This is a genomic window from Kitasatospora sp. NPDC036934 (assembly GCF_055608425.1).
Map to the genome: position 1 here is coordinate 197626 of NZ_JBVJQR010000004.1, position 21102 is coordinate 218727.

General features: G+C 68.5%; 13 protein-coding genes. 8 read left to right on the top strand and 5 right to left on the bottom strand.

The window, feature by feature from the left end; genetic code table 11:
* Positions 1-31 precede the first annotated feature (31 nt).
* The 3 genes from ACZ7BZ_RS08315 to ACZ7BZ_RS08325 all read right to left on the bottom strand — a co-directional run bounded on the left by ACZ7BZ_RS08315 (position 32) and on the right by ACZ7BZ_RS08325 (position 2594).
* Positions 32-625, bottom strand: a complete 594-nt coding sequence (locus tag ACZ7BZ_RS08315) for a hypothetical protein (RefSeq protein ID WP_470357674.1) — start codon at positions 623-625, stop codon at positions 32-34.
* A 24-nt stretch (positions 626-649) separates the two neighbouring features.
* Positions 650-1279 carry a helix-turn-helix domain-containing protein gene (locus tag ACZ7BZ_RS08320; protein WP_470357675.1) on the bottom strand — a complete coding sequence of 210 codons (630 nt, stop codon included), beginning with the start codon at positions 1277-1279 and terminating at the stop codon, positions 650-652.
* A 676-nt stretch (positions 1280-1955) separates the two neighbouring features.
* Positions 1956-2594 (bottom strand): GntR family transcriptional regulator, encoded by a 639-nt coding sequence (locus ACZ7BZ_RS08325; protein WP_470357676.1) that lies wholly within the window; start codon positions 2592-2594, stop codon positions 1956-1958.
* 176 nt (positions 2595-2770) lie between these two features.
* On the opposite strand from ACZ7BZ_RS08325, the gene ACZ7BZ_RS08330 reads away from it, so the two are divergent.
* From ACZ7BZ_RS08330 to ACZ7BZ_RS08360, 7 genes are all read left to right on the top strand, one after another.
* A complete protein-coding gene (locus ACZ7BZ_RS08330; protein ID WP_470357677.1) occupies positions 2771-3103 on the top strand; it encodes an SCO3933 family regulatory protein in 333 nt (110 codons plus the stop codon).
* The gene (locus ACZ7BZ_RS08335; RefSeq protein WP_470357678.1) at positions 3100-3291 is read left to right on the top strand and encodes a hypothetical protein; all 192 of its coding nucleotides are present in this window, start codon (positions 3100-3102) and stop codon (positions 3289-3291) included. Before ACZ7BZ_RS08330 ends, ACZ7BZ_RS08335 begins: the two co-directional genes overlap by 4 nt.
* A 70-nt stretch (positions 3292-3361) precedes the next feature.
* The gene (locus tag ACZ7BZ_RS08340; protein ID WP_470357679.1) at positions 3362-4702 is read left to right on the top strand and encodes an FtsK/SpoIIIE domain-containing protein; all 1341 of its coding nucleotides are present in this window, start codon (positions 3362-3364) and stop codon (positions 4700-4702) included.
* 40 nt (positions 4703-4742) lie between these two features.
* Positions 4743-5486 carry a DUF2637 domain-containing protein gene (locus tag ACZ7BZ_RS08345; protein ID WP_470357680.1) on the top strand — a complete coding sequence of 248 codons (744 nt, stop codon included), beginning with the start codon at positions 4743-4745 and terminating at the stop codon, positions 5484-5486.
* A gap of 141 nt (positions 5487-5627) precedes the next feature.
* Positions 5628-7085: a replication initiator gene (locus ACZ7BZ_RS08350; protein WP_470357681.1), complete on the top strand. Its 1458-nt coding sequence runs from the start codon at positions 5628-5630 to the stop codon at positions 7083-7085.
* A complete protein-coding gene (locus ACZ7BZ_RS08355; RefSeq protein WP_470357682.1) occupies positions 7082-7276 on the top strand; it encodes a helix-turn-helix domain-containing protein in 195 nt (64 codons plus the stop codon). The genes ACZ7BZ_RS08350 and ACZ7BZ_RS08355 overlap by 4 nt, the downstream gene beginning before the upstream one ends.
* On the top strand, positions 7276-8574 hold the full coding sequence (locus ACZ7BZ_RS08360) for a tyrosine-type recombinase/integrase (protein ID WP_470357683.1): 1299 nt from the start codon (positions 7276-7278) through the stop codon (positions 8572-8574). Before ACZ7BZ_RS08355 ends, ACZ7BZ_RS08360 begins: the two co-directional genes overlap by 1 nt.
* A 137-nt stretch (positions 8575-8711) precedes the next feature.
* On the opposite strand, the gene ACZ7BZ_RS08365 is transcribed toward ACZ7BZ_RS08360, so the two are convergent.
* A complete protein-coding gene (locus ACZ7BZ_RS08365) occupies positions 8712-9101 on the bottom strand; it encodes a hypothetical protein (RefSeq protein ID WP_470357684.1) in 390 nt (129 codons plus the stop codon).
* 61 nt (positions 9102-9162) lie between these two features.
* The gene (locus tag ACZ7BZ_RS08370) at positions 9163-16209 is read right to left on the bottom strand and encodes an RHS repeat-associated core domain-containing protein (protein WP_470357685.1); all 7047 of its coding nucleotides are present in this window, start codon (positions 16207-16209) and stop codon (positions 9163-9165) included.
* Between the two features lie 487 nt (positions 16210-16696).
* Between ACZ7BZ_RS08370 and ACZ7BZ_RS08375 the strand changes: the two genes are divergently transcribed.
* On the top strand, positions 16697-20386 hold the full coding sequence (locus tag ACZ7BZ_RS08375; RefSeq protein ID WP_470357686.1) for a ricin-type beta-trefoil lectin domain protein: 3690 nt from the start codon (positions 16697-16699) through the stop codon (positions 20384-20386).
* The last annotated feature ends 716 nt before the right edge of the window (positions 20387-21102 follow it).

Below are 21102 nucleotides of genomic sequence, written 5' to 3' on the forward strand. Positions count from 1 at the left end.
AAGGTCCGCGAACTGCCACGCTACGTAGCAGCTATCCGACCACGCCCAGGTAGCCGGCCATCTCGCGCATGTCGCTGGTCAGCGTGCGCTTGCGCTTGCTCAGGATCTCCTGCATCGTCTCGGCCGCCGAGTTCTGGTGCCTCAGCCACTCGGGGGCGGCTTCCCGAGCGCGGGTCAGCTCGTCCATGGCCGCCGACAGGTCTCCGGTTCGCGTGTGGGCGCGCGCCATGTCCAGGGTGAAGCGGTTCCCGTCGTTCGTGCTGGGCCTGCCCAGTCGCTTCCACGCCTTCGGCGACAGCTCGACCTCCTCGCCCGCCTTGCGTACCACCGTGCGGGCGTCCCCGACGACCATGGAGTCTTCGAGTGCCTTGATGGCAGCGGTCACCGGTCCGAAGACGGACCAGTGCCGGGAGACGTTACGGTGCGCGGTGCCGACGGCGGTTGCCGCCACCCGCGCCGCCCTGCGGTACGCCTTGGCCTCGTCCGGGCGGTTGTTGCGTGCCGCCGCGGCTGCGGCCTCCATGGCCAGACCGCCCCACACCGCGTAGTGGTTGGGCTCGGCACCGGTGATCTTCGGCTCCACCACATCCATGCTCTGGGCGGCGATCCGCTCCGCCTCCTCCAACCGGCCCTGCCGCACCAGCAGCCATCACATGCAACCGACTCCGGAACCGGCCGCGAGTAGGTCCCCGCCCTCCCGCGCGTCCGTGATGGCGCCTCGCAGGGCCGTGTAGGCGATGTCGTACTGCCTCACCTGCGTGAGATACGTGCCGGCCAGGCGCAACGCCTCCGCGCGGGCGAGCAGGGCCTGCCGGTGCTCTTCTCCGCTGTCGTAGTGGGCAACGGCCCGCGCGGCGTCCCGCAACAGGCCGGGCAGTTGGGCGGCGACGCTCTTGTAGCTGTCGGCGAAGTACAGCACCCGCGCGTCTCGAACCGTCCGAGCATAGGCACGCAGGTTCGGTTCCTCACCCACGGCCTCGGCGTCCTGGTCCACGAGCCCCACTGCCGGGGTGAGCGCGGCGCGAAGCTGGATGAGGTTGAGCCGGTTCGGCTCCTCCGCCCGTCCCACGGGCTCCGGCACGTCGGACGCGACGAGTGCCGCCGTGGGGATGCCAAGAGCGCGGGCCAGAGCGTGAAGCGTCTCCATGCGGACCGTTCCACCTTGCTCAACCTTCCGGACGGTCGCCGGGGACAGGCCCGCCGCGTGGGCAAGCTCCTCCTGGCTCATCCCGGCGCGGCGCCAGTACTTCCGTACGTTGTCCGCGAGTTCCATCGTCATCTGCTCACCACCTCCAGCGCCACGGTACGCCTGGTGGGCGAACTGACCGGGCTCTCTGGGCAGATACCCACCCGGGACGGTGACCCACCGCCACACGCGGTGCCGGAGCCTCCGGCAGGCTGCGGGCCTGAGCGGGACGGGTCCCTCGTCGGTCGGGCAGCTCCGCCGGACCAGGAACCCCCGGGGGCCGCCAAGGCTCACCAGGTGACGCTTGCGCTCGGCCTTGGCGGCCCCCGGGGGTTCCTGGTACGCCTCCGGGGACCGGCCGGCGAGGGGCACGACCCGCGACCCGCAACCATTCACCACGACGGCGCCGCACTGGCGCTCGGCCCCCTGGTCCCTCGGAGGGAGGGCAAGGGTTGAAGCAGAGACTTGTTGCCCACGGCCGCTCTCGCTGGTGTTGCGCACCCGGACAGGCGGGGCCGTCGCTGAGCGGGGCGGAGACAGGAGCGGGCGGCGGCCCCGGCGGGCCGGAGCGCGCGGCCCGCGACAGCGGGCCGCCTTGATCCAGTAAAGAAACTTGTAACAGCTCCGGCTCTGCACCGCTCTGCCGATCTTCGTCACCACCGCGAACACGCCTGGAGCTGCTGCGGGCGGCTGGCGACTTCTCGGGACGGGGTGCTCTCCCACTCGTCCGGCGAGCGCATGGCGGAGGTTCTGGCGGTGGCGGGGGCCCTCATTGAGGTGCGTGCGGTTCTTGGGCCTGACGTTCCCGAGCCTCCCGCCGGTGCAGCAATTCCTCTGTGAGCTGGCGGGCCGTGTCCTGGGCCTTCTGGTAGATCTCCTCAAGGCGTCGGAGTTCGCCGATCAGGGCAACCGCCTGCTGGGTCAGCTCGTCCTCGGTCAGTTCCTTGATCCGCTCGGCCGGCGGCTGCTCGGAGGCCGACTTGTCCTCAGCGGCCTCCACGGGGCTCTCCGGCCTCAGGCGCGGCTGCCCCTGGACGAGGTAGGCGGGCTCCGGGCGCCCAGCGTGGATGAACTCCTGGCTGAATCCCAAGTTGTGCATGATCTCATCCATGACTTCCGTCATGAACGGCGTCTTCTTGACAACTTCCTTAGCGGGCTTGGCTTTTGCACCAGCACGCTGACGTACGTAACTTCCCCGGCTCTGGACCGAGTAGATCAGCCCTTCGTTCTTGAGCACGCGCAGGGCGCTCTGGATGGTCGAGCTGGCCAGTCCGTACTTCTCTTGCAGCTCGCGCGCCGTCGGGAGCTTGTCCCCAGGGGCCAACCGGCCTTCAAGGATCTCCTGGCGCAGGGCAGCGGCAGCCTGCATATACGGGGGCCGGGAGTCCTCTTCAAACGGCAACGTCATGCCTCCGAGGGTAGCGGGGCCTTAGCACAGATGACACATGACCGAGGGGCCTGTCTCGGCTGTAGCGACACCAGCGCTTGTGTCATGTGTATCGCTTGTTGCGCTTGTTCTGCTTGTGCGGCTAGGGTTCTGGCGGGTCGAACAAGCGACCCCCGAGCAAGGGAACTGCCATGGCTATGACCAGGATTCGCGTCGGAATGCTGCCCTCTGCCGTCTGCATGACGGGCACCGACGCGACACCGAAGATCAAGGACCCGCAGACCGGGGAAATCGCCACCGACCGCGAGACGGGCGAGCACCTGTTCACGGTCACGGTGATGCTCATGGAGGAGGGGCGCGCGGAGGTCATGAAGCTCACCGTCCCCCAGTCCGGCCTTCCCGACGGGCTCAAGCCGGGCGTCATGGTGCGCCCGGTGGACCTGTTCGCCACGCCGTGGGCGCGGATCTTCAACGGCCAGCTCTCGGAGGGCATCGCCTACCGGGCGGGCCGCTTGGAGAAGGTCAAGTGACCTCCGCTGTAGGGCAGTCGGCGTACTCCCTGCCTGCTCCGGTCGGCGCCGACGGCCGGTTCTCCCCGGCCTTGATCGATGAGGTCGCCGCCGTCCTGGTGACGCTGGAGTACCCGGCAATCGGCCGCATGGACCGCTTCGACCCGGAGGCAGCGCTCCTCGGGTTCATCTACGACGTGAAGGCATGAAGTGAAGGACATGAACGAGATCGCCCCGGTCCTGATCTGGGCGGTCCTCGCCCTGGCGGCCCTGTGGGCCGTGGTGGCCATCGTCCGCTACCTGCGGGTCGACCGTGAGACCCGGGCGAGCATTCGTCAGGGGATGCGCATCCGGTTCGGGTGGGAGCGCCTCGCCAAGATGGCGGGCCTGTCGGTGACGGACAAGACGCCGACGTTCCTCGCCGGGCTGGTCAGTCGTGAGGGCGAGGTGCCCAAGCCCCGGGTCCTGGTGCCTCGGATCAAGGTCAAGCCGGACCGGTTCGGGGTGGTGGTGCGGGCCAAGTGCCTGCCGAAGGTCGGACTGGAGGAGTTCCAGCGCTCGGCGCGCTTCCTCGCTGACGCCTGGCGGTGCACGCGGGTATCCGTGCTGCCGGACGGACCCGGGCGGGTGGTGATCCGGGCCGTGCGCCTGGACCCGCTCACAACGCCGACCGAGCACGTCCCCACGGGCACGGTGCCAAAGAGCCTGGACACGTGGGGGCTCGGGCTGGACGAGTACGCCGAAGACGTTAGCCTGCCGATGGCGAACGTTCCCGGGGTGACCGTGGCCGGCCTGCCCGGCTTCGGCAAGACGTCGCTGATCAACAAGCTCATCTGCGACCTCGCCCCCTCCGACGCGGTCCAGTTCGCCGTGGCGGACGGCAAGGTCTCCACAGCCCACGAAGGGGACTACGCCGATCTGACGTCCCGCCTGTTCGCCTTCGCCGGAGACGACCTGGCCGAAGCCAACGACCTGTTCAAGCGCATGGTGAAGCTGCGGCGAGGCCGCTCCTCGTCCATCCGGGCCGTGCTGGGCGTGAAGAACATGTGGCACGTCGGGCCGTCCCGCATCTGGCCGCTGACAATCCTGATCATCGACGAAGCACACACCTACTTCCGCGAGTACAAGGGCAACGACGCCGAGACGAAGAAGCTGGCTGCCCTGTCGGCGGAGAACGCCCGGCTCGTCGAGGACCTGGTGAAGAAGGGCCGCAGCGTCGGGATCATGGTCATTCTCGCCACGCAGAAGGCGACCGGCGACGCGATCCCGACGTTCATCCGGGACGTGTGCCCGCTGGGGCTGTCCTTCGCGCAGAAAACGGCGGAAGCCTCCGTTGCCGCGCTGGGCGACGACATTCGCAACTGGCCGGACGCCAACCCGGTCAACCTCCAGGACCCGGCCTACGTCGGGGTGGCGTCCATGGGAGTGCAGGGCCGTCCGGGCTTCAGCCGCGTGCGCACCCCGTACGTGTCCGATGCCGACGCGGCCCGGATCGCCGACTACACCGCCCACCTGACCGAGGACCCGGCCGCATACCTCAACGTACGTCAGGGCCCGGTCGACTGGAAGCCCGCCTTCATGGACGACGACGCCGACGCCCTCATGACCGACGCGGCCTGACCTTCCTGTAACTCCCCATCAAGAAAGGAGAGTTGGCCTGATGGCTGAAGACCGCCTCACACAGCGCACCGTGACCGTGGTCATGGCGGTCATCGCCCTGCTGGCGTTCGTTTTCTCCTTCGGCAACGTCTGGGCACTGGCCCTGCGCCTGGGAGTGCCCCGCTCGGTCGCGCCGCTGATCGCCCCCATGGTTGACCTGTCCGTGGTCGGGCTCCTCGTCGGCCTGCGCTTCCTGTCCCTGCGCGGCGTCCCGGCAGAGGAGTTGAGGGCGGCAACCCGCCTGATGCACCTGTGCGGCCTGCTGACCCTGGCCCTGAACGTCGCCGAGCCCCTGACGGCCGGACACTACGGCCGTGCCGCTGTCGATGCGGTCGCGCCGCTGCTACTGCTCGGCTGGGGCCAGGTAGGCCCTCAGTTCCTCCGCCACTTCCACACCCTGACCGCCCCGATCCCGGCAGAAGCCACCGCCCCCGCCCCGGCCTGGAAGCCCCTGCCGGAAGCCCCGCCGCTCGACGCCGAGCCGGAACCCGTCTCCGCGCCGGCCCCGGCTGTGATCACCGCTTCCGAGCCCGCGTCTGCTCTCGTGCCCCCTCCTCTGCCGGTCAAGGCGACGGTGACCGCCTCGCTCCCGACCGTCCCTGAGGCCCTGCTGAACGCCGCCCGGCGCATCGCCGAGACACACCACGCCGAACAGGGCGAGCACATCACGCCCGGTCAGCTGAAGGCCCGCTTGGGCGTCACGCTGCCGCTGGCCACCGCCGCACACGCTCAGCTCTCCGCCTGAGCCCCGCCGGCCCCTTTCTCCACCTGACCGCCCCCGCCCGACCGGGCTCGGTTCGCCATGCCCCGAGCAGCACCAACACGCCTACATCCCGGCCATGTTGCCGCTCGGGGCGCTCACCCCCGCACGAAAGGACCCGCCCCCATGACTCCGCTTCTGGACCTGCGCCACATCGTCAGCCCCACCGTGCGGGACCTGGTCGAACTGGTCAACCTCGACAACTTCGACCGCCTCCGCGAACAGATCGAACGGCTCGGCGGCTGCACCGAACCCGTACGCCTCATCGGCCACACCGCCACCGTGGACACCGCCACCGGCGAAGTCCTGCGCTCCTACAGCACCACCAACGAACCCACCGGACGCCTGCTGACCGCCTGCGGCAACCGCCGTGCCTCGCGCTGCCCCTCGTGCTCCCGCATCTACGCCGCCGACACCTTCCACCTGATCCGCGCGGGCCTGACCGGCGGCAAGACCGTCCCCGAGAGCGTGCGCACGCACCCCCGCGTCTTCGCCACCCTGACCGCCCCGTCCTTCGGCCCGGTCCACAACCGCGCCACCACCGCCAACGGCAGCGTCCGCCCCTGCCGATGCGGCAAGCTCCACGACGCCGCTGACGCGCTGCTCGGCACCCCGCTGGACCCGAAAACCTACGACTACTGCGGCGCGGTGCTATTCAACGCGCACGCCTCGGACCTGTGGCGACGCTTCACGATCTACCTGCGTCGCGAGATCGCCGCTGCCCTCGACATGACGCAAAAGGCCCTGCGCGAAGAGCTTCGAGTGTCCTTCGCCAAGGTCGCCGAGTACCAGAAGCGCGGCCTGGTCCACTACCACGCCGTGATTCGCTTCGATGGCCCGGAAGGCAGCAGCGAGCCCCCGCCCGGACACGCGACCGCCGAAGTCCTCACCGGTGCCATCAAGGCCGCTGTCGAGCGCGTCACCCTGACCATCACCTCCGACGCCGTGGGGGAGCGCGAACTCACCTGGGGCGAGCAGATCGACATCCGCGAGATCGCCGCCTTCGGCACCAACGCCGAACTCACCGATCAGGCCGTCGCCGCCTACGTGGCCAAGTACGCCACCAAGTCCGCCGACGCCTCCGTCACCCTGGACCGCGCCCTGTTCTGCCGCCCCTGCCAGGGACGCGGGATGGCCCCGTCCGCACAGACCGGCGTGCCCGTCGAATGCCGGACCTGCGCGGGTACCGGCCAGTCCCGCCCCCTGCCCCACCTCGCCGTCGAACAGCACGTGCGGCAGATGATCCGCACCTGCTGGGACCTGGGCCAGCGCCCGGAGTTCGCCGGCCTCAAGCTCTGGAAGTGGGCGCACATGCTCGGCTTCCGGGGCCACTTCTCTACCAAGTCCCGCTGCTACTCGGTCACCCTCGGCGCCCTGCGCGACGCCCGCCGCGCCTGGCGCACCGAACAGGCCCGCGCACGCGCCGACCTGCCCGACCTGGACCCGAGCACGACCCTCGTCATCGGCCACTGGACCTACCACGGCTCGGGCTACAGCCCCGGCGAAGAACTCCTCGCCGCAGCCGTCCGGCACAACCGCGCCCACGAACGGCAGTTCAGGCACGAAGGCGAGGACCGCCCATGACCCCGCCCACGTCGGCGGACCTGCTGACGGTCCCCCAGGTCATGGCCCGCCTCCAACTCGGCCGCTCAGCCGTCTACGACCTCATCCGCACCCGGCAACTCGGCTCGATCACCCTCGGCCGCTCCCGCCGCATCCCGACTCACGCCCTCACCGACTTCATCCGCACCCGCCTCGAACAGGAAGCCGCCTGATGACCACACCCTGCGACACCCCCGCCTCCCGCCGAATCCGCGCCAACGGAGACGGCACCGTCTACCAGCGCAAGGACGGACGCTGGGAAGCCGCCGGCTACGTCCTGGCCGTCGGCGACACCCGCAAACGCGTCCGCGTCTACGGCACCACCCGCAAAGAGGCCTTGGCCAAGCTCACCGAGAAGATCGCCACCAGCAACCGCGGCGTCCCCGCCCCCTCCGCGCAGGGCAGCGTCGCAGCGTTCCTCACCTACTGGCTGGAGACCGTCGCCGTCCACCGGCTCCGCGAGAACACCCACACCCGCTACACCGCCTGCACCCGCCTCTACCTCATCCCCGGCCTCGGCAAGAAGAGGCTCGCCAAGCTCACCGCCAAGGACGTCCGCACCTGGCTCGACCAACTCCGCACCACCTGCCAGTGCTGCGTACGCGGCCTCGACGCCACCCGCGAGCAGCCCCAGTGCTGCGCGATCGGGAAGTGCTGCTCCAAGCGCCTCTCCCCGCTCACGCTCGCCTACGTCCACTCCGTACTCAAGTCCGCCCTGGAGCACGCCGTCCGCGAAGAGGAGATCCCCCGCAACGTCGCCCGCAACGTCCGCATGGGCACACCCCGACCCCGCCGCTTCGAACCCCTCACCACCGACGAGGCCCGCGCGTTCCTCGCTGCCACCAACGGCCACCGGCTGCACGCGCTGTTCGAACTGGCCCTGCGCACCGGGCTCCGCAAGGGCGAACTCCTCGGCCTGCGCTGGGAAGACCTCGACCTGGCTGGCGGAACCGCCAGCATCCGCCGCACCCTCCAGCGCACCAACTCCAGCGGCCTGACCGCCCTGCCCACCAAGACCCAGAGCTCCGAGCGGCGCATCGCCCTGCCCACGCCCTGCCTGCGCTCCCTCGAACAGCACCGCGACCAGCAGCGCCAGGAACGCGAAGCGGCAGGCACCGGCTGGAAGGACAGCGGCTACGTCTTCACCCGGCCCAACGGAGCCCCCATCGAAGGAGCCACCCTCACCCGGCACTTCACCGCCCTGCTCCGCCGAGCCAGGCTCCGACGCATCCGGTTCCACGACCTCCGGCACTCGGCGGCCACCCTGCTCCTGGAGCAGGGCGTCGAACTCGTCGTCATCAAGGAGCTGTTGGGTCATGCCCACATCGGGGTGACCGCGACGGTGTACGCCCACGTCCGTCTCCGCCTCCAGCGCGACGCCATCGATCTCCTCGGCAAGGCCCTCCGCGACCCTGCCACCCGGCCCGACGACGGCGACGACCCACCACTTTGTGCAGCACCCGTCCGCTGACGTTGCCGTCAACTACTGCCGTCAAAGCACTGAAGACGCCCTCCTGGAGCCATTTCCAGGAGGGCGTCTTCATACGCCAGATCGGCAATCAGAGAAACCTTAGTCCCACTCGGATCTGGGGTCGCGAGTTCCCGGCTCTACTGAATGGATAGTGCAAGCTCGCCGCCAACCGACCTCACTGATACGAGATGCTCATCCACTGCGATATCGGCACCCATGAGAGCCCCGACCTCGTCGACCGTTGAAGTCACAGAGAGAATCTCCAGGCCATCTTCGGGGATATCAAACCCGACTGATCGCTGGGAATATTCATCCCCCGGCCACAGGTAGTCCGGAATGCTCTGGTCCGACCTCTGATCGACTAGAAGTGACCAGTCCGTCCAGACCGTGAATACTGCGGACGAGCCATCCTGGAACGCGATCTGAAGGGCTTCAACTACTCCCTCAGCGTCGACAACCTCGAAGACCTCACGAGCCCTGAGGCCACTGATGACCAGGGGGTCTACCCCCTCGGGTCGAGGGCTCACGCTGCTACTCCTTTGTCTGTTTCATGCTCTATGTCGACTATCTCAGCCTGACGCGCTCTCGCTAGCAATTGCATTGGCGCGGAGTCGCCCCATTGAACCATCCGTTCCCGCGCTCACCTAGCGGGAACATTGTGACGAACGACCCGTCTCCCTTAGTGATCAACAGATCATCGTCCTTGCGGTAGAACCAGTAATCATTGGCGCCACCATTGTCGGGATTCCATGGGCCCTGTCGAACCTCGTCGTGCGATCCACGTACCTCATGAATCCGATTCTCGAACCACTGGCGCGCCGCAGGATCACCAGGATTAAGCCCGTAGTCCTTCGAGTGCTTGGCCCACTTCTTGCCGAACTGCTTGTCTCCCACACCCGACAGTGGCGGCCCACAGTCGCTGTTGTGGACCAGGACCGGCGTGGTACCAGCGAGTACATAGTACGTGTGGAGGTCGGCGACGGTGAGGTCGTAGGCGGCCTGCGGGGCGTCGTCGTAGTTCCTTACCGTCAGGACGGTGAGGGTCCGACCGTCTGCAGCGCGGACGTTGTCGCCGGGGTGCAGGTCCGAGGCACTAGTCCAGCGATGGGTGGTTTCGTCCCAGAAGGGGTGATGCTGGGTACTGGTGAGGTGCTCCGCCTTCTCAGATCCGAAGCGGCTATCAGTGTCCCGAAGGGTCAGGTCAGTGAAGTGCTCATCGTCTGGCGTACGAATGGTGAGTGTGACGGGCTTGGAATCGGTGCTCCCGGCTATCGGGTCCGTTGCCTCGACCTGATCACCGATCTGAAGGGTCTCAATGGCCTTGGTCGTACCGTCTGCCAGAAGAACTTTGGTGCCCGGGGGGAAACTGTGGGTCGCACCAACCAGCGCGTCGGAAAGGGGGCATGCCGCGTCCTCAGCCGCCTCCTCGGCCCTCGCCTTTCCCGCCACGCGTGCGGCGTCGTCCCCGGTCCGGGCCGCACCAACGGCGACCTCGGTGCCTTCCTCAGCGAGCTTGAAGCCCTTGCCGAGCTTGCCGATCGGCGTGAAGCCCACGACAGCCCAGGCGCAGCTGGCCTTGTCCCCGTCCGCGCAGCGCCGGACGTCGTTCACGCCGCTGAGTTCGGCCACGAGGTGGGCGAAGGAGTGCCAGGTGGCGTTGCCACCGGGCTTGACGTCGTCGACCGACCAGGAGGAAGCAGGCTTGCGCCTGCCGCTGCTGGCGTTGAAGTTGACCGTGTTGTGAACGACGAACGGCTTGTCCTGACCCATGTCGCCGTAGACGACGTCCTCGTGCCAGTCCCAGCCGCCGTTTCCGTCGGGGCTCCAGGTCTCGGTGAGTCCGTGGGAGACCTGGCTGCCGAAGCCGCCGACCTCACCGTCGGGGCGGAGTCCGCTCGGGTCGCTGAGGTTGACAGGGTTGTTGTTGCTGTAGGCGTAGGCGTTCCACTGCTGGGGGGACGTGAGGTCGATGATCGGGTCGGGGTTGAGGAAGCGCCCGGTGGTGGGCTGGTATTCGCGGGCGCCGAGGTTGGTGAGGCCGGTGGCGTCGTCTTTGGTGCCGCCGACGAAGCCGTGGTCGCCGGCCCAGGCGGCAGGCTGGGTGCCGCGGGGGTTGCCGAACGGGTCGGCCGGGCGCCGCGACTCGGCGAGGGTGTTGCCGTCGAGGGCGAGGATCCCGGTGCCGTGGTGGTCGGCTATCTGATAGGTCCATTTGCCACCCTGGCGGACCAGGGTGACGCCGCCGGGGATCTGGTAGGAGCGGACGCCGGTGACGGTGTTGGCGTTGCTGTCGTAGACGAGTTCGTCGCCACCGAGGTTGATGGTGGTCTTGCCGGGATCGCGGCGGATGAGCTGGTTGCCGTTGGCGTCGTAGAGGTAGGTGGTCGGTCCGGCGGTGCCGGTCTTGGTGTAGGAGGCGAGCTTGTTCTCGCTGTTCCAGGCCAGGGTGGCGGTGCCGGAGGTGTCGGTGACGGCGGTGGTGTTGCCCGCCGCGTCGTACTGGGCGCTGGTTCCGGTGGTGCCGGTCGGCGCTGTGGTGGTGGAGCCGGTCAGGGCGTGCGGGCCGCCGGTGCCGCCGCCGGTGTTGGCAGCGGTGGTCGGGGCGTTGATCGTCCCGGGGGCCGGGAAGGTCTGGTTGGTGGTGGTGTCCTTGGTGGTGTCACCGGAGGAGTCGTGCTGGACGAGCTGGGTGCGGTTGCCGGTGAGGTCGTAGCCGTAGCTCTGCCAGTACGCGGCGGGCCCGCCGACCGTCGTCCGAAGGGGTGCCTGGGCACCGCTGGTCGGGGTGGAGTTGGCGCAGGCGCCGATTCCGCCGACAGTGGGCTGTGCGGCCTGGGTGAGGGTGCTGGTGTCGGTCCAGGCGTTGGTCAGTCGGCCGAGATAGTCGTAGCCGAAGCACTGGAGGTCGGTGGACGACGGGGTGTTGTCCGGGATGTTGCGGATCGCTGTGAGCTGTCCGGCCGGGTTGTAGGCGTAGGCGAGCTGCTGTACAGCGCCGGTGGCTGCGGTCTGCTTGTCGACGAACTGCTGCAGCGGGCGGCCGGTGGACTCGTCGTAGGTGTTGGTGACGACGATCTGGGTGCCCCACGGGTTCACCGTGGCGCGGATGCTGTGCCCGTAGGCGTCCCAGTCCGAGCTCATGTCGTAGGTGGCCCCGCCCAATGCGCCGTAGCTGCGCAGCGGTCCGTTGACGTCGTAGGTGTAGGTGATCACCTCGGCGGCGATGTCGCCGACGGCCGAGCGTCGGTCGGAGATCGGCGCACCGGAGTTGGGGTCGTAGGTTGCCTGGTAGGTGTAGGTGAAGGGGGTGGTGCCCTGGCCGATTTCGGTGCCGGGGATGGTGGTGGTGGTCTTGGTCGGGTGGTAGGCGGTGTCGTAGGCCAGCACGGAGCTGGTGTAGGTGATGCCGGAGGCGCCGTTGACGTAGCGGGTCGAGGTGGCGGGTTTGCCCTTGAGGATTGTGTCGTAGGTGAAGCCGGTCAGCTGGTTGGCCGGCGCTGCCGTACCGGAGTAGGTGCCTGTCACGCGGCCGAGCAGGTCGTAGGCGTAGGCGATGGTCTGTCCGCGCGCGTCCGTGGTGGTCGCGAGACGGCCGTCGGTGTCGTAGGTCTTGGTGCTGGTCCCGGTGTCCGGGTCAGTACCCATGACCTCCCGGCCGCGCTGGTCGTAACCGTGGGTCCAGGTGTTGCCCGCCGCGTCCTTCTGCGTGGCCAGGCGGCCGTCCGGGTTGTAGGAGTAGGACGTGATGTCCGCGTCGGCCTGATTGCCGGTGGCGGTGGCGGTCTTGTACTGCCACAGCTGGGTCTTGTGACCGCGTGCGTCGGTGACCGTCGTGGTCGGGGTGGCGCCCGTGGGCGGTGTGACGTCGGTCCGGTCGGCGCCGGGGTAGGCGGTGGTCGTCGTGGTCTGGGTGACCCCGTAGGCGACGAACTGCTGGGTCACCGGGCGGCCGAGGCCGTCGTAGACGGTGGCAGTCTGCGCCGGGACCTTCTTGGTGTCGGTCTCGAACGGTGTGGTACTTGGTGCGGCCAGATCGTTGTACCAGGGGCTGTTGGCCCGGGTGACGCGGCCCTGGGAGTCGTACACCGTGTCGGTGATCAGCCGGCCCTTGTAGGCGGACAGTGCCGGTGTCGACTGGGACTGAACGGCCCGTCCCTCACCGTCCAGGATGTCGATCTTGACGGTGTAGATGTCGTTCGCCTGCTGGTTGGGGTTCCCCTGCAGGTCGGAGGTGGTCACGGTCGGAGGCACGGCAGCGCCGTTGACCACGCCCGGGAGTGTGTAGGCGAAGGCCTTGTTGGCGCCGGCCTTGGTGTCCCGGCCCGGCAGCCACACACCGGTCGTGCGGCCGAGCTGGTCGTAGGCCTCGGTGGTCGTGCGGCCGTTGGGATCGGTCACCGTCAGCGGCAGCGCGCGGGCGGCGTCGTACTTGGTGGTGGTGGTGCGGCCGGTGGCTGCGTCGCTTGCGCCGGCCGGGGCCGGGCTGGTGACTGTGATGCTGTTGGGCAGTTCACCCGCGTTGGCCGCGGCGTAGGCGGTGGTGACGGTTGCGCCGTTGGGGTGCGCGCTGTCGGTGGCGTCGGGGTCGGTCGTGCTGGTGATGCGTCCGTAGCCGTCGTACGTCGAGTTGGCCGCACTGAACTGCGGGGCCCCCGCAGAGTCGAAGTGATCGAGGGTGAGTAGGGCCGTCACGTCGTGTGCGGTGCCGAACTGCCCTGTGGGCTGACCGTCGTAGGCCGTCCTGGTCCAGGCGGTGGTGTTGGCGGCGGTGGGCGTGGCGGTGCATGCGTTGGCGCCCGAGACCCCGATGACCTCGGAGGGGAGAGCCAAGATCTGCGGGTTCGCGTTGTTGGACGCGTAGGTGGTGCGGGTGCAGATGTCCGGTAGGCCGTCGGCGGTGTCGGTCGAGGTGGAGATCCGGTTGCCGTGGGCCGGGTCGGTCGTCGTGGTCTTCGTCGTGGTGCGCCAGGTGCCGTCGGCCTTCAGCGAGCGGTTGGTGGTGGTCGCGGTGGTGGTCGCGTAGCGGGCGAGGAGGGCAGGCATGCTGCCCTGGTTATGTGTCGCCGTGGTGACCGGCCCGCTGGAGGTGTTCACCGTGTAGCCGGCGATGGTGCCGCCGGCCTGGGTATAGGTGTCGGACTCCAGAGCACGGCCGGAGAGCCAGTCGGAGTCGGTGACGTTGCCACTCATCGGGCCGCTGGCCTGGACGCTGCGGGCGGTGCCGTTGGCGAGCAGGTCGCCGTCCATGCCCTGGTAGAAGGTGGTCGATTTCTTCGACTGTGGGCCGTCGTTGCCGCTTCCGGATACTTCGGTGACGGAGGCGTAGCCGCGGAACTGGTCCCAGGTGCGGTTCTTGTCCTGGGGCGACGGCGAGTCGTTGCGGTGCCAGGCGGCCTTCCCGTAGGTGTAGTTGGTCACCATGGGAATCGAGCCCGGGGTGCCCGGGTTCAGCGTGATGCTGGTGACCGGGTACTTCAGGAACCAGTCGTCCACCGGTGCCGCGCCGGCGATGGAGCCCGGCGGGTTCCATTTGACGTTGTAGCAGGAGAGCGTGTCGCTGTCGGCGGAGGCCGGCATGACGTTGTTCGTCCGCGAGCAGTCGGCGGGGGCGTAGTTGACGCCGATGGTGCTGCCGGTCTCGGTGGTGATCAGCTGGATGCGGGGCCGGTTGTAGGCCGGCGGTGCGGGGACCAGGTTGGTGCCGTCCACGCGGTTGGGTAGCAGCTGGGAGGTGAAGGACACCGGGGGCAGGGTGATGGAGCTGCCGGTGGCCTGCGTGTCCTGGCCGGTGCGCTGGATGGAGGCGAGCCAGGGGACCTGGGTGTTCTCAGTGGCGTTCTGCACGTTGATGAACGTGTGGTTGAGCGCGTAGGAGTCCACTGTCTGGTAGGTGCCGTTGACCTTCACCTGGGTGGTGATGGAGGACAGCCACTTGGTGGTCCAGAACGTCGGACCGTAGACGGTGCACGGGTTGGTGGCGTCGCACTGCTGGTCCAGCGGGACATCAGGCCAGTTCGCCGCGTTGGCCGCGGTGCGCTGGGACGGATCGCAGGCCGCGGTGGAGGTGACGCACCGCTCGGAGGTGTTGAAGACGATCTTCGCGGCGGGGTTGTAGGCGCCGTTGTTGTTCAACTGGTCCGAGAGGAGCTGGCCGTAGCCGATGGTGGCGGGCACTCCGGCGCGGGTGTAGGCGGTGCTGGTGCCGTTGCCGTTGTTCTGGGCACCGCCGCGGGAGTAGTAGTTCGTCTCCGGGGCGTAGGTGTAGGTGGTCAGGTTGCCGTGCGGGTCCACGACGAAGTCGAGGTTCCAGCGCCACGCGGTCTGGCACCACGAGCCCTGGCCCTTGGCCGGGTCGTAGCACGGGTCGCCGCTGTTGGGGGAGTAGACCGGGACGGTCCACGCTGAGCCGCTGTCTGCGCCGAGTGTGGTCGGGTTGCCGTTCGCGTCCGGCACGTGGTTCAGGCCGAAGTAGGACACCGTGCCATCGGTGCCGGTGACCTTGATGTAGGAGCCGTTCCAGGTGCCGTTGGTGGCTCCGGTCAGGAACTGGATCTTGGTGCCGTCGTCGTCCTTGAGTCGCCAGGTGCAGGCCGACTGTTCCATCGCCGCTGGTGCATTGGACTGGCAGGAGGAGTCGTCGGGCACCAGCTGGCCGGAGTGGCCACCCAGGGACATGGTGAGGTTCGCGCCGCCCCAGCACTGGTCACCGGAGCCGGTGATCCCGTCCAGCGAGCACGGCTTGAAGGAACGCTCGACGAAGCCGGCGCCGAGGTCCCAGCCGTCGCCGATCCAGGAGGCCTGGGCGTTCGTCGAGGAGGTCCGCCCGTCCACCGACGCGGAGTCGTAGGCCAGCGACACCTTCGGGGCCGAGCCGACGAGCGCCGGCGGCACCTGCACGGGGTAGCCGTAGGTGAACGCGCCGGACGAACTGCCGGCGGCCCAGGACTGGGAGGGGCTGAGCGGAGTCGCCGCGTAGGTGCCGGCCCCGCTCGATGCCCCCGACACCACGCCGACCGTGGTCGAGGTGGTGGTGGACCCCGCGTACACCGCCCGGGCCGTGCCGGAGACGTCAGTGGCGGTCTTGGTGGCCGGAGCGGTCGAGGACTTCGCGATGCCCGTTCCGGTCAGCGGGACGTCGGCGACGAGCTTCTTTGCCGACGGGTCGTAGTGCGACTCCAGCGGCGTCTGCTTCCGACAATCGGCGGCCTGCGGCGTCGTCGTCGCGCAGCCGGGCAGGACCACCAGATGGGCGCGGGCGGCCCAGTTCGCGCCGAACGCGGCGTCCAGGCTCGTGGCGTCGACGCCTAGGCGTACGGGTGCGTCATCTCCCGAGCCGGGGCGGGTCAGGGTCACCGCCACGCCGGGGATCCCGGCGGTGGCCGAGGACTTCGCGTCGGCCATCTCGACCTGGATTGTCTGGCCCGCAGCGGATGAACCGGCCAGCGGCGCGACGCTGACCGGCAGCCCCGAGGCCTTGGTCTCGGCACCGGCCCGGGGCTTCTCGCCCTCACCCAGAGGGTGCGCCTCGGGTGCGGAGCCGAGCGTCACCGAGGCGTGGCCGCCGGAGAGCGGCTGCGGGTTCTTCGGCGGGGTCCAGGCCGGCGGCACCGGGTGCTCCGGCTTCGCGATCGGCACAGGTGCTACGTTCTGGCCCGCGACCGAAGGCGTCTTCGGCAGCGCGGTGTTCGGTGGCGACCATTTGCGCGAGTAGTCCGGCCCGTCCGCGGCAGCCGCGATCGGCAGCGGCGCCAGCAGGGATCCGAGTACGGCGACCGTCGTGGCGGCCGCCAGCCGTCCGCGTAGTCTCCCCCTCCCACCCTTTGCCTTCTCAAGGCCTGACCGTTGTATAAATGTCACGCTTTCACATCCCCCAGCAATGGGCCCCCGAATACGGGAGCCACGTCCTGTATCCGAACTGGCGGATGCTAGCTGACCTTGACAACGGACAGTCAAGCCTTAGTCGCCCGTGAGGATTCTCACGGCGATCAACGAAACACCCATTTCACTGCAAGTCATGACTTCGCTATCGAATTGAATTGGCCGATGTCAGCGCCTCCCCCTACGGTGCCTCTGGCCTGTGTCTATGCAGGTCTTCCGTGTTCTTTGGGGGGAGTTTCCCGTTTTGAACAGAAAGCGCCGCTACAACGGTGTGCCGCTCAGGGCGTTGACCGCGACAGCCGTTCTCACGCTCACCACCGGCCTCTCAGGTCTCAGCGCCCACGCCGCCGACGCACCGAACGTACCGTCGCAGGCCGCGATCGACGCCGCCACCGCGAGGCAGTTGCAGGAACGATCGCCAGCCAACGCAACTGAGACGGCCATCGCCCAGGCCAAGGCCACACAGAAGAACGTTCCGATCGGCTCGCTCACGACCGAGTACAGCGAGACCGTCGCCACCCCTGAAGGCCACCTCTCGCTTACCAGTCACCTGGAGCAGCAGCGCGTGCGCCGTAATGGTGTCTGGCAGGGGCTGGACGCCACCCTGGTGGCCAATCCGGACGGCACGTTCTCGCCCAAGTCCGCGGCGGGTCAGGTGGCGTTGTCCAAGGGCGGGGACGGGCCGCTGGCGACCATGACCAGCTCGGATGGGAAGAAGCTCGCGCTCTCCGCCCCGTTCGCGCTGCCGTCGCCGACCGTCAGCGGTGACAGCCTGGTCTACCCGTCCGTCGCCCCCGACATCGACCTGAAGGTCACCGCCACCAAGCTCGGCGGTCTGACCACTGTCCTGGTGGTCAAGACCCAGGCCGCGGCCGCCAACCCCGCGCTGAAGAACCTGCATTTCGGGACGACTCTCGACGGCGTCACGGTCAAGACCGACGAGCACGGCAACGTCACCGTCGTCGGCGCCGACAGCCAACCTCGCTGGGTTTCCCGCACCCCTCAGATGTGGGACAGCACCACCGCACCCGCTGCAAGTGCCCCCGCGACCGTGACGAAGACCGCCCTGACCTTCAGAGCAGCCGCGGCAGACACGCCCGCACCCGCACCGACGGATGCGGGCCAGGCCTCTGTCGGCAGTTCCGACGCCGGCCCCGGGACGGCCTCCAAGGTCTCCACCATGCCGGTCAAGGCCACCGACGCTGGCATCGACCTCATCCCCGACCAGGACCTCCTGGCCCACGGCACAGCCCCGTACTACATCGACCCCGACTATCTGCCCTGGACTCTGACAGGCAACTCCTGGACCTGGGTCCAGTCCTCCCACACCTCCAACAACTGGATGCACCAGGGCGGCACGGATGCCGATCACCCGGGCGTCGGCAAGTGCGGCATCTACCCCAACGGCGGCAGCTGCTCACCCGCTGACATCGAGCGCAGCTTCTACCAGTTCGACATCAGCGCGCTCGGCGGGGCGGTCATCGACTCCGCGACGATGAGCATGCAGGAGTACGTCTCCGCTGATTTCTCCTGCACCAACAAGTACCCGCTCAACCTCTACATCACCAACGGGCCGATCGGAAACGGCACGACCTGGTCCAACCAGCCCGGACAGCAGGGGGGGCCGCTCGGCGATACGGCCTGGGTGGGCGGCTCCGGACACGACCAAGCTTGCTACGGCAACGTGCCGTTCAGTTTCGACATCACCGGCGCGATGAAGCAGTACGTCAACTACGGGCAGCTGACCTTCGGCCTCTACGGCGACGAGAGTAACCAGTACGCCTTCAAGCGGTTCACCTACCAGCCCGCACTGTCCGTGATGTACGACCGGGTGCCCAACGTTCCCACCAACCCGTCGGTGTGGCCCGCCCCGACGACGGCCAGCCCCGCGGCGACCAATCAGGCCTGCGGTGACAGCAACGGCAACGACTGGGCCTGGCTCGGCGCCGGCTCCGCCCAGAACAACGCCGTCTGGCTCAACGCCACCGTCTCCAGCCCCGTCCAGTCCCAGGTCGCGACCTGGGACCACATCTGGGACTACAACGTCCCCGGTGTCCCCGACGTCGCGTCGGGCATGACTGCTCCTGTCAGCAACGGCGGCGTCACGAGCTTCCAGGTCCCCGCCAACGTCATCCAGGACGGCCACGCCTACGGCTACGGCATGGTAGCCAACGACACTGTGCGGAACATGCCGTCATCCGGGTCCACCCCGGCCTGCTACTTCAAGGTTGACCTCACCCCGCCGACCGTCACATTTCCCAGCACCGTCGCCGACACCAGCAAGCAGTTCCCGCCCAGCGGCAACGGCCAGACCCCCCAGCTCTACGCCGGCCAGAGCGGCGGCATCCCCTTCACCGCCACCGACCCCAACCCCAGCGGCGGCTACACCTCCGGAGTGGTCTGCCTGCGCTGGAGCTTCGACCCGCAACTCGTCGACTCCTCCTGGCAGTGCGGCAGCTCCATGCCCACCGGCCAGCTCCAGGTGACCGCCGGACGCTGGGGCACCAACGTCCTCTACATCCAGGCCGAGGACAACGCCGGCAACCTCTCCCCGGTCGCCCAGTACGCCTTCTACGCACCGTGGAACCCCAACAGCCCCGCTCCGACCTTCGGCGACGTCACCGGCGACGCCCTGCCCGACATCGTCACCGCCGACCCCAACGGCGACCTTCGCGCCTACAGCATCCCCGCCACCGCCGCGAAGGCACCGCTCGCCGCCCCGAAGGCCAACTCTCCCGGCCACGACTCCTGGGCCAACTACCACACCACCCACCGCGGCAGCCTGCGCGGCGGCAACAACGTCGACGACCTCATCGTCCACAAGGACGGAGACCAGAGCCTCTGGTACTACCAAAACCCCGGAAATGCAGGCGTCACCGGCTTCTTCGACGCCAAAAACCTCCTGGCCAAGCCCGCCTGTGACCCCAAGCTGACCGACTGCACCGGCTACAACGCCACCGACTGGTCCACCACCCTGCAGATCGCCGCCAGCGGCGACCCCAGCACCACCAAACTCGACACCAACAAGAAATTCATCAACCGCACCGGCCTGTTCACCATCGAGACCAGCCCCGACGGCACCGGCGCCCTCTGGTTCTACCCCACCTTCGGCGACGCCGTCTTCGGCTCGCCCACCAAGCTCGCCGCCACCGGCTGGAAGGGCTGGGACCTCATCTCCCCCGGCGACTGGACAAACCAAGGCCACCCCGGCCTGTGGGCCCGCAACCAGAGCAACGGAGACCTGCGCGGCTACACCTTTACCACCGGCACCATCGCCATCAGCGACGGTTACGGCGGCAGCATCGACTACCCCACCCTCACCGGCATCGCCACCGACACTAAGATCGGCTACGGCGTCACCACCGCCAACTGGCCCGTCATCGGCTCCGACGGCGACCTCACCGGCATCGGCTCACCCACCCTCTGGGCCCTGACCCCGGGCGGTGTCATCCAGACCTTCACGGGCCACTCCACCACCACCGACCCCTACTACACCTGGACCAACGGCTGGACCAACGTCCTGAGCGTCTACGCCGAGAACAGCCCCGTCACCTACGCCGCCCCGACCGGCAAGTGCGTGGACATCGCCGGCGCCGTCAACGCCAACGGCACCGCCGTCCAGTTGTACGACTGCAACGGCAGCAACGCCCAGAAGTGGACCTTCGAGCCCGACGGTAGCCTCCGGGCCCTCGGCCGCTGCCTCGACGCCACCGGCCGCGGTACCGCCAACGGCACCCCGCTGCAGATCTGGGACTGCGGCAACGCCGCGCCGCAGCAGACCTTCGTCCCCCGACCCGACGGCAGCCTCTACAACCCGGCGTCCGGTCGCTGCGCCGATCTCCCCGGCGGCACGGCGACCAACGCCACCCGACTCCAACTGTGGGACTGCAACAGCAGCCCTGCCCAGAAGTGGAATGCCCTGGTGCGCAGCTGAACACCAGAGCATCCAGCTGACCCGGACAAAGAGGTCCTGCTGATGCACTGACTGCCGTCCGGCGGTAGGCAGGGTCTTCGCCGGAGTGGGATTCTCGACTGCGAGTTCAGGCAGGGCTGGACCAGACACGAGAAAGCGGCTCTGGCTCCCAAGCGTTGGGAGCCAGAGCCGCTTTCCTTCGGAATGGCTCTCCCTTGGACTGCGAGTCGGAAGCCCACCGTGGCACTGGTCGCGGCCTCGACGGCCAGCTGTGGTTGTCTCACGCGCCCCAGATGGGAACGACATGGCGATGCAACCCCACGCAAGGCAGTGCAGCATGAAACTGCTAGCGCCATCCTGAACTGGGGAAACGCCCAGGATGGCGCAAGGCAGTGCAGGGCGGCGCGGGTGGCCTGACGACTCATAATCCCTTGGTCGTGGGTTCGAGTCCCACCCGCCCCACTTCTCCCACCCCCGTGCGGCCGTCGGCCGGGGGCTCAAGGCGCGGTGAGAACAGACTGTACGCGCGCCAATGCCCTCTGTGGCGATTACACGCTGAGGTTCACCCTCCCTGGGGATCCGGGTGCCGGTCGACCCGTGGCCTTCCGGGGGTCGCGAGGGGCCTGGCGGCCCCGCGGCGACAGCATCTCGCACAACTGGCCTGCCGGCATGCCGCGCGGGCATGTCGGCGGGCGCAACTCCCGCTTTCGGCACGGTCGCTGTGCCGCCGGGCCGAG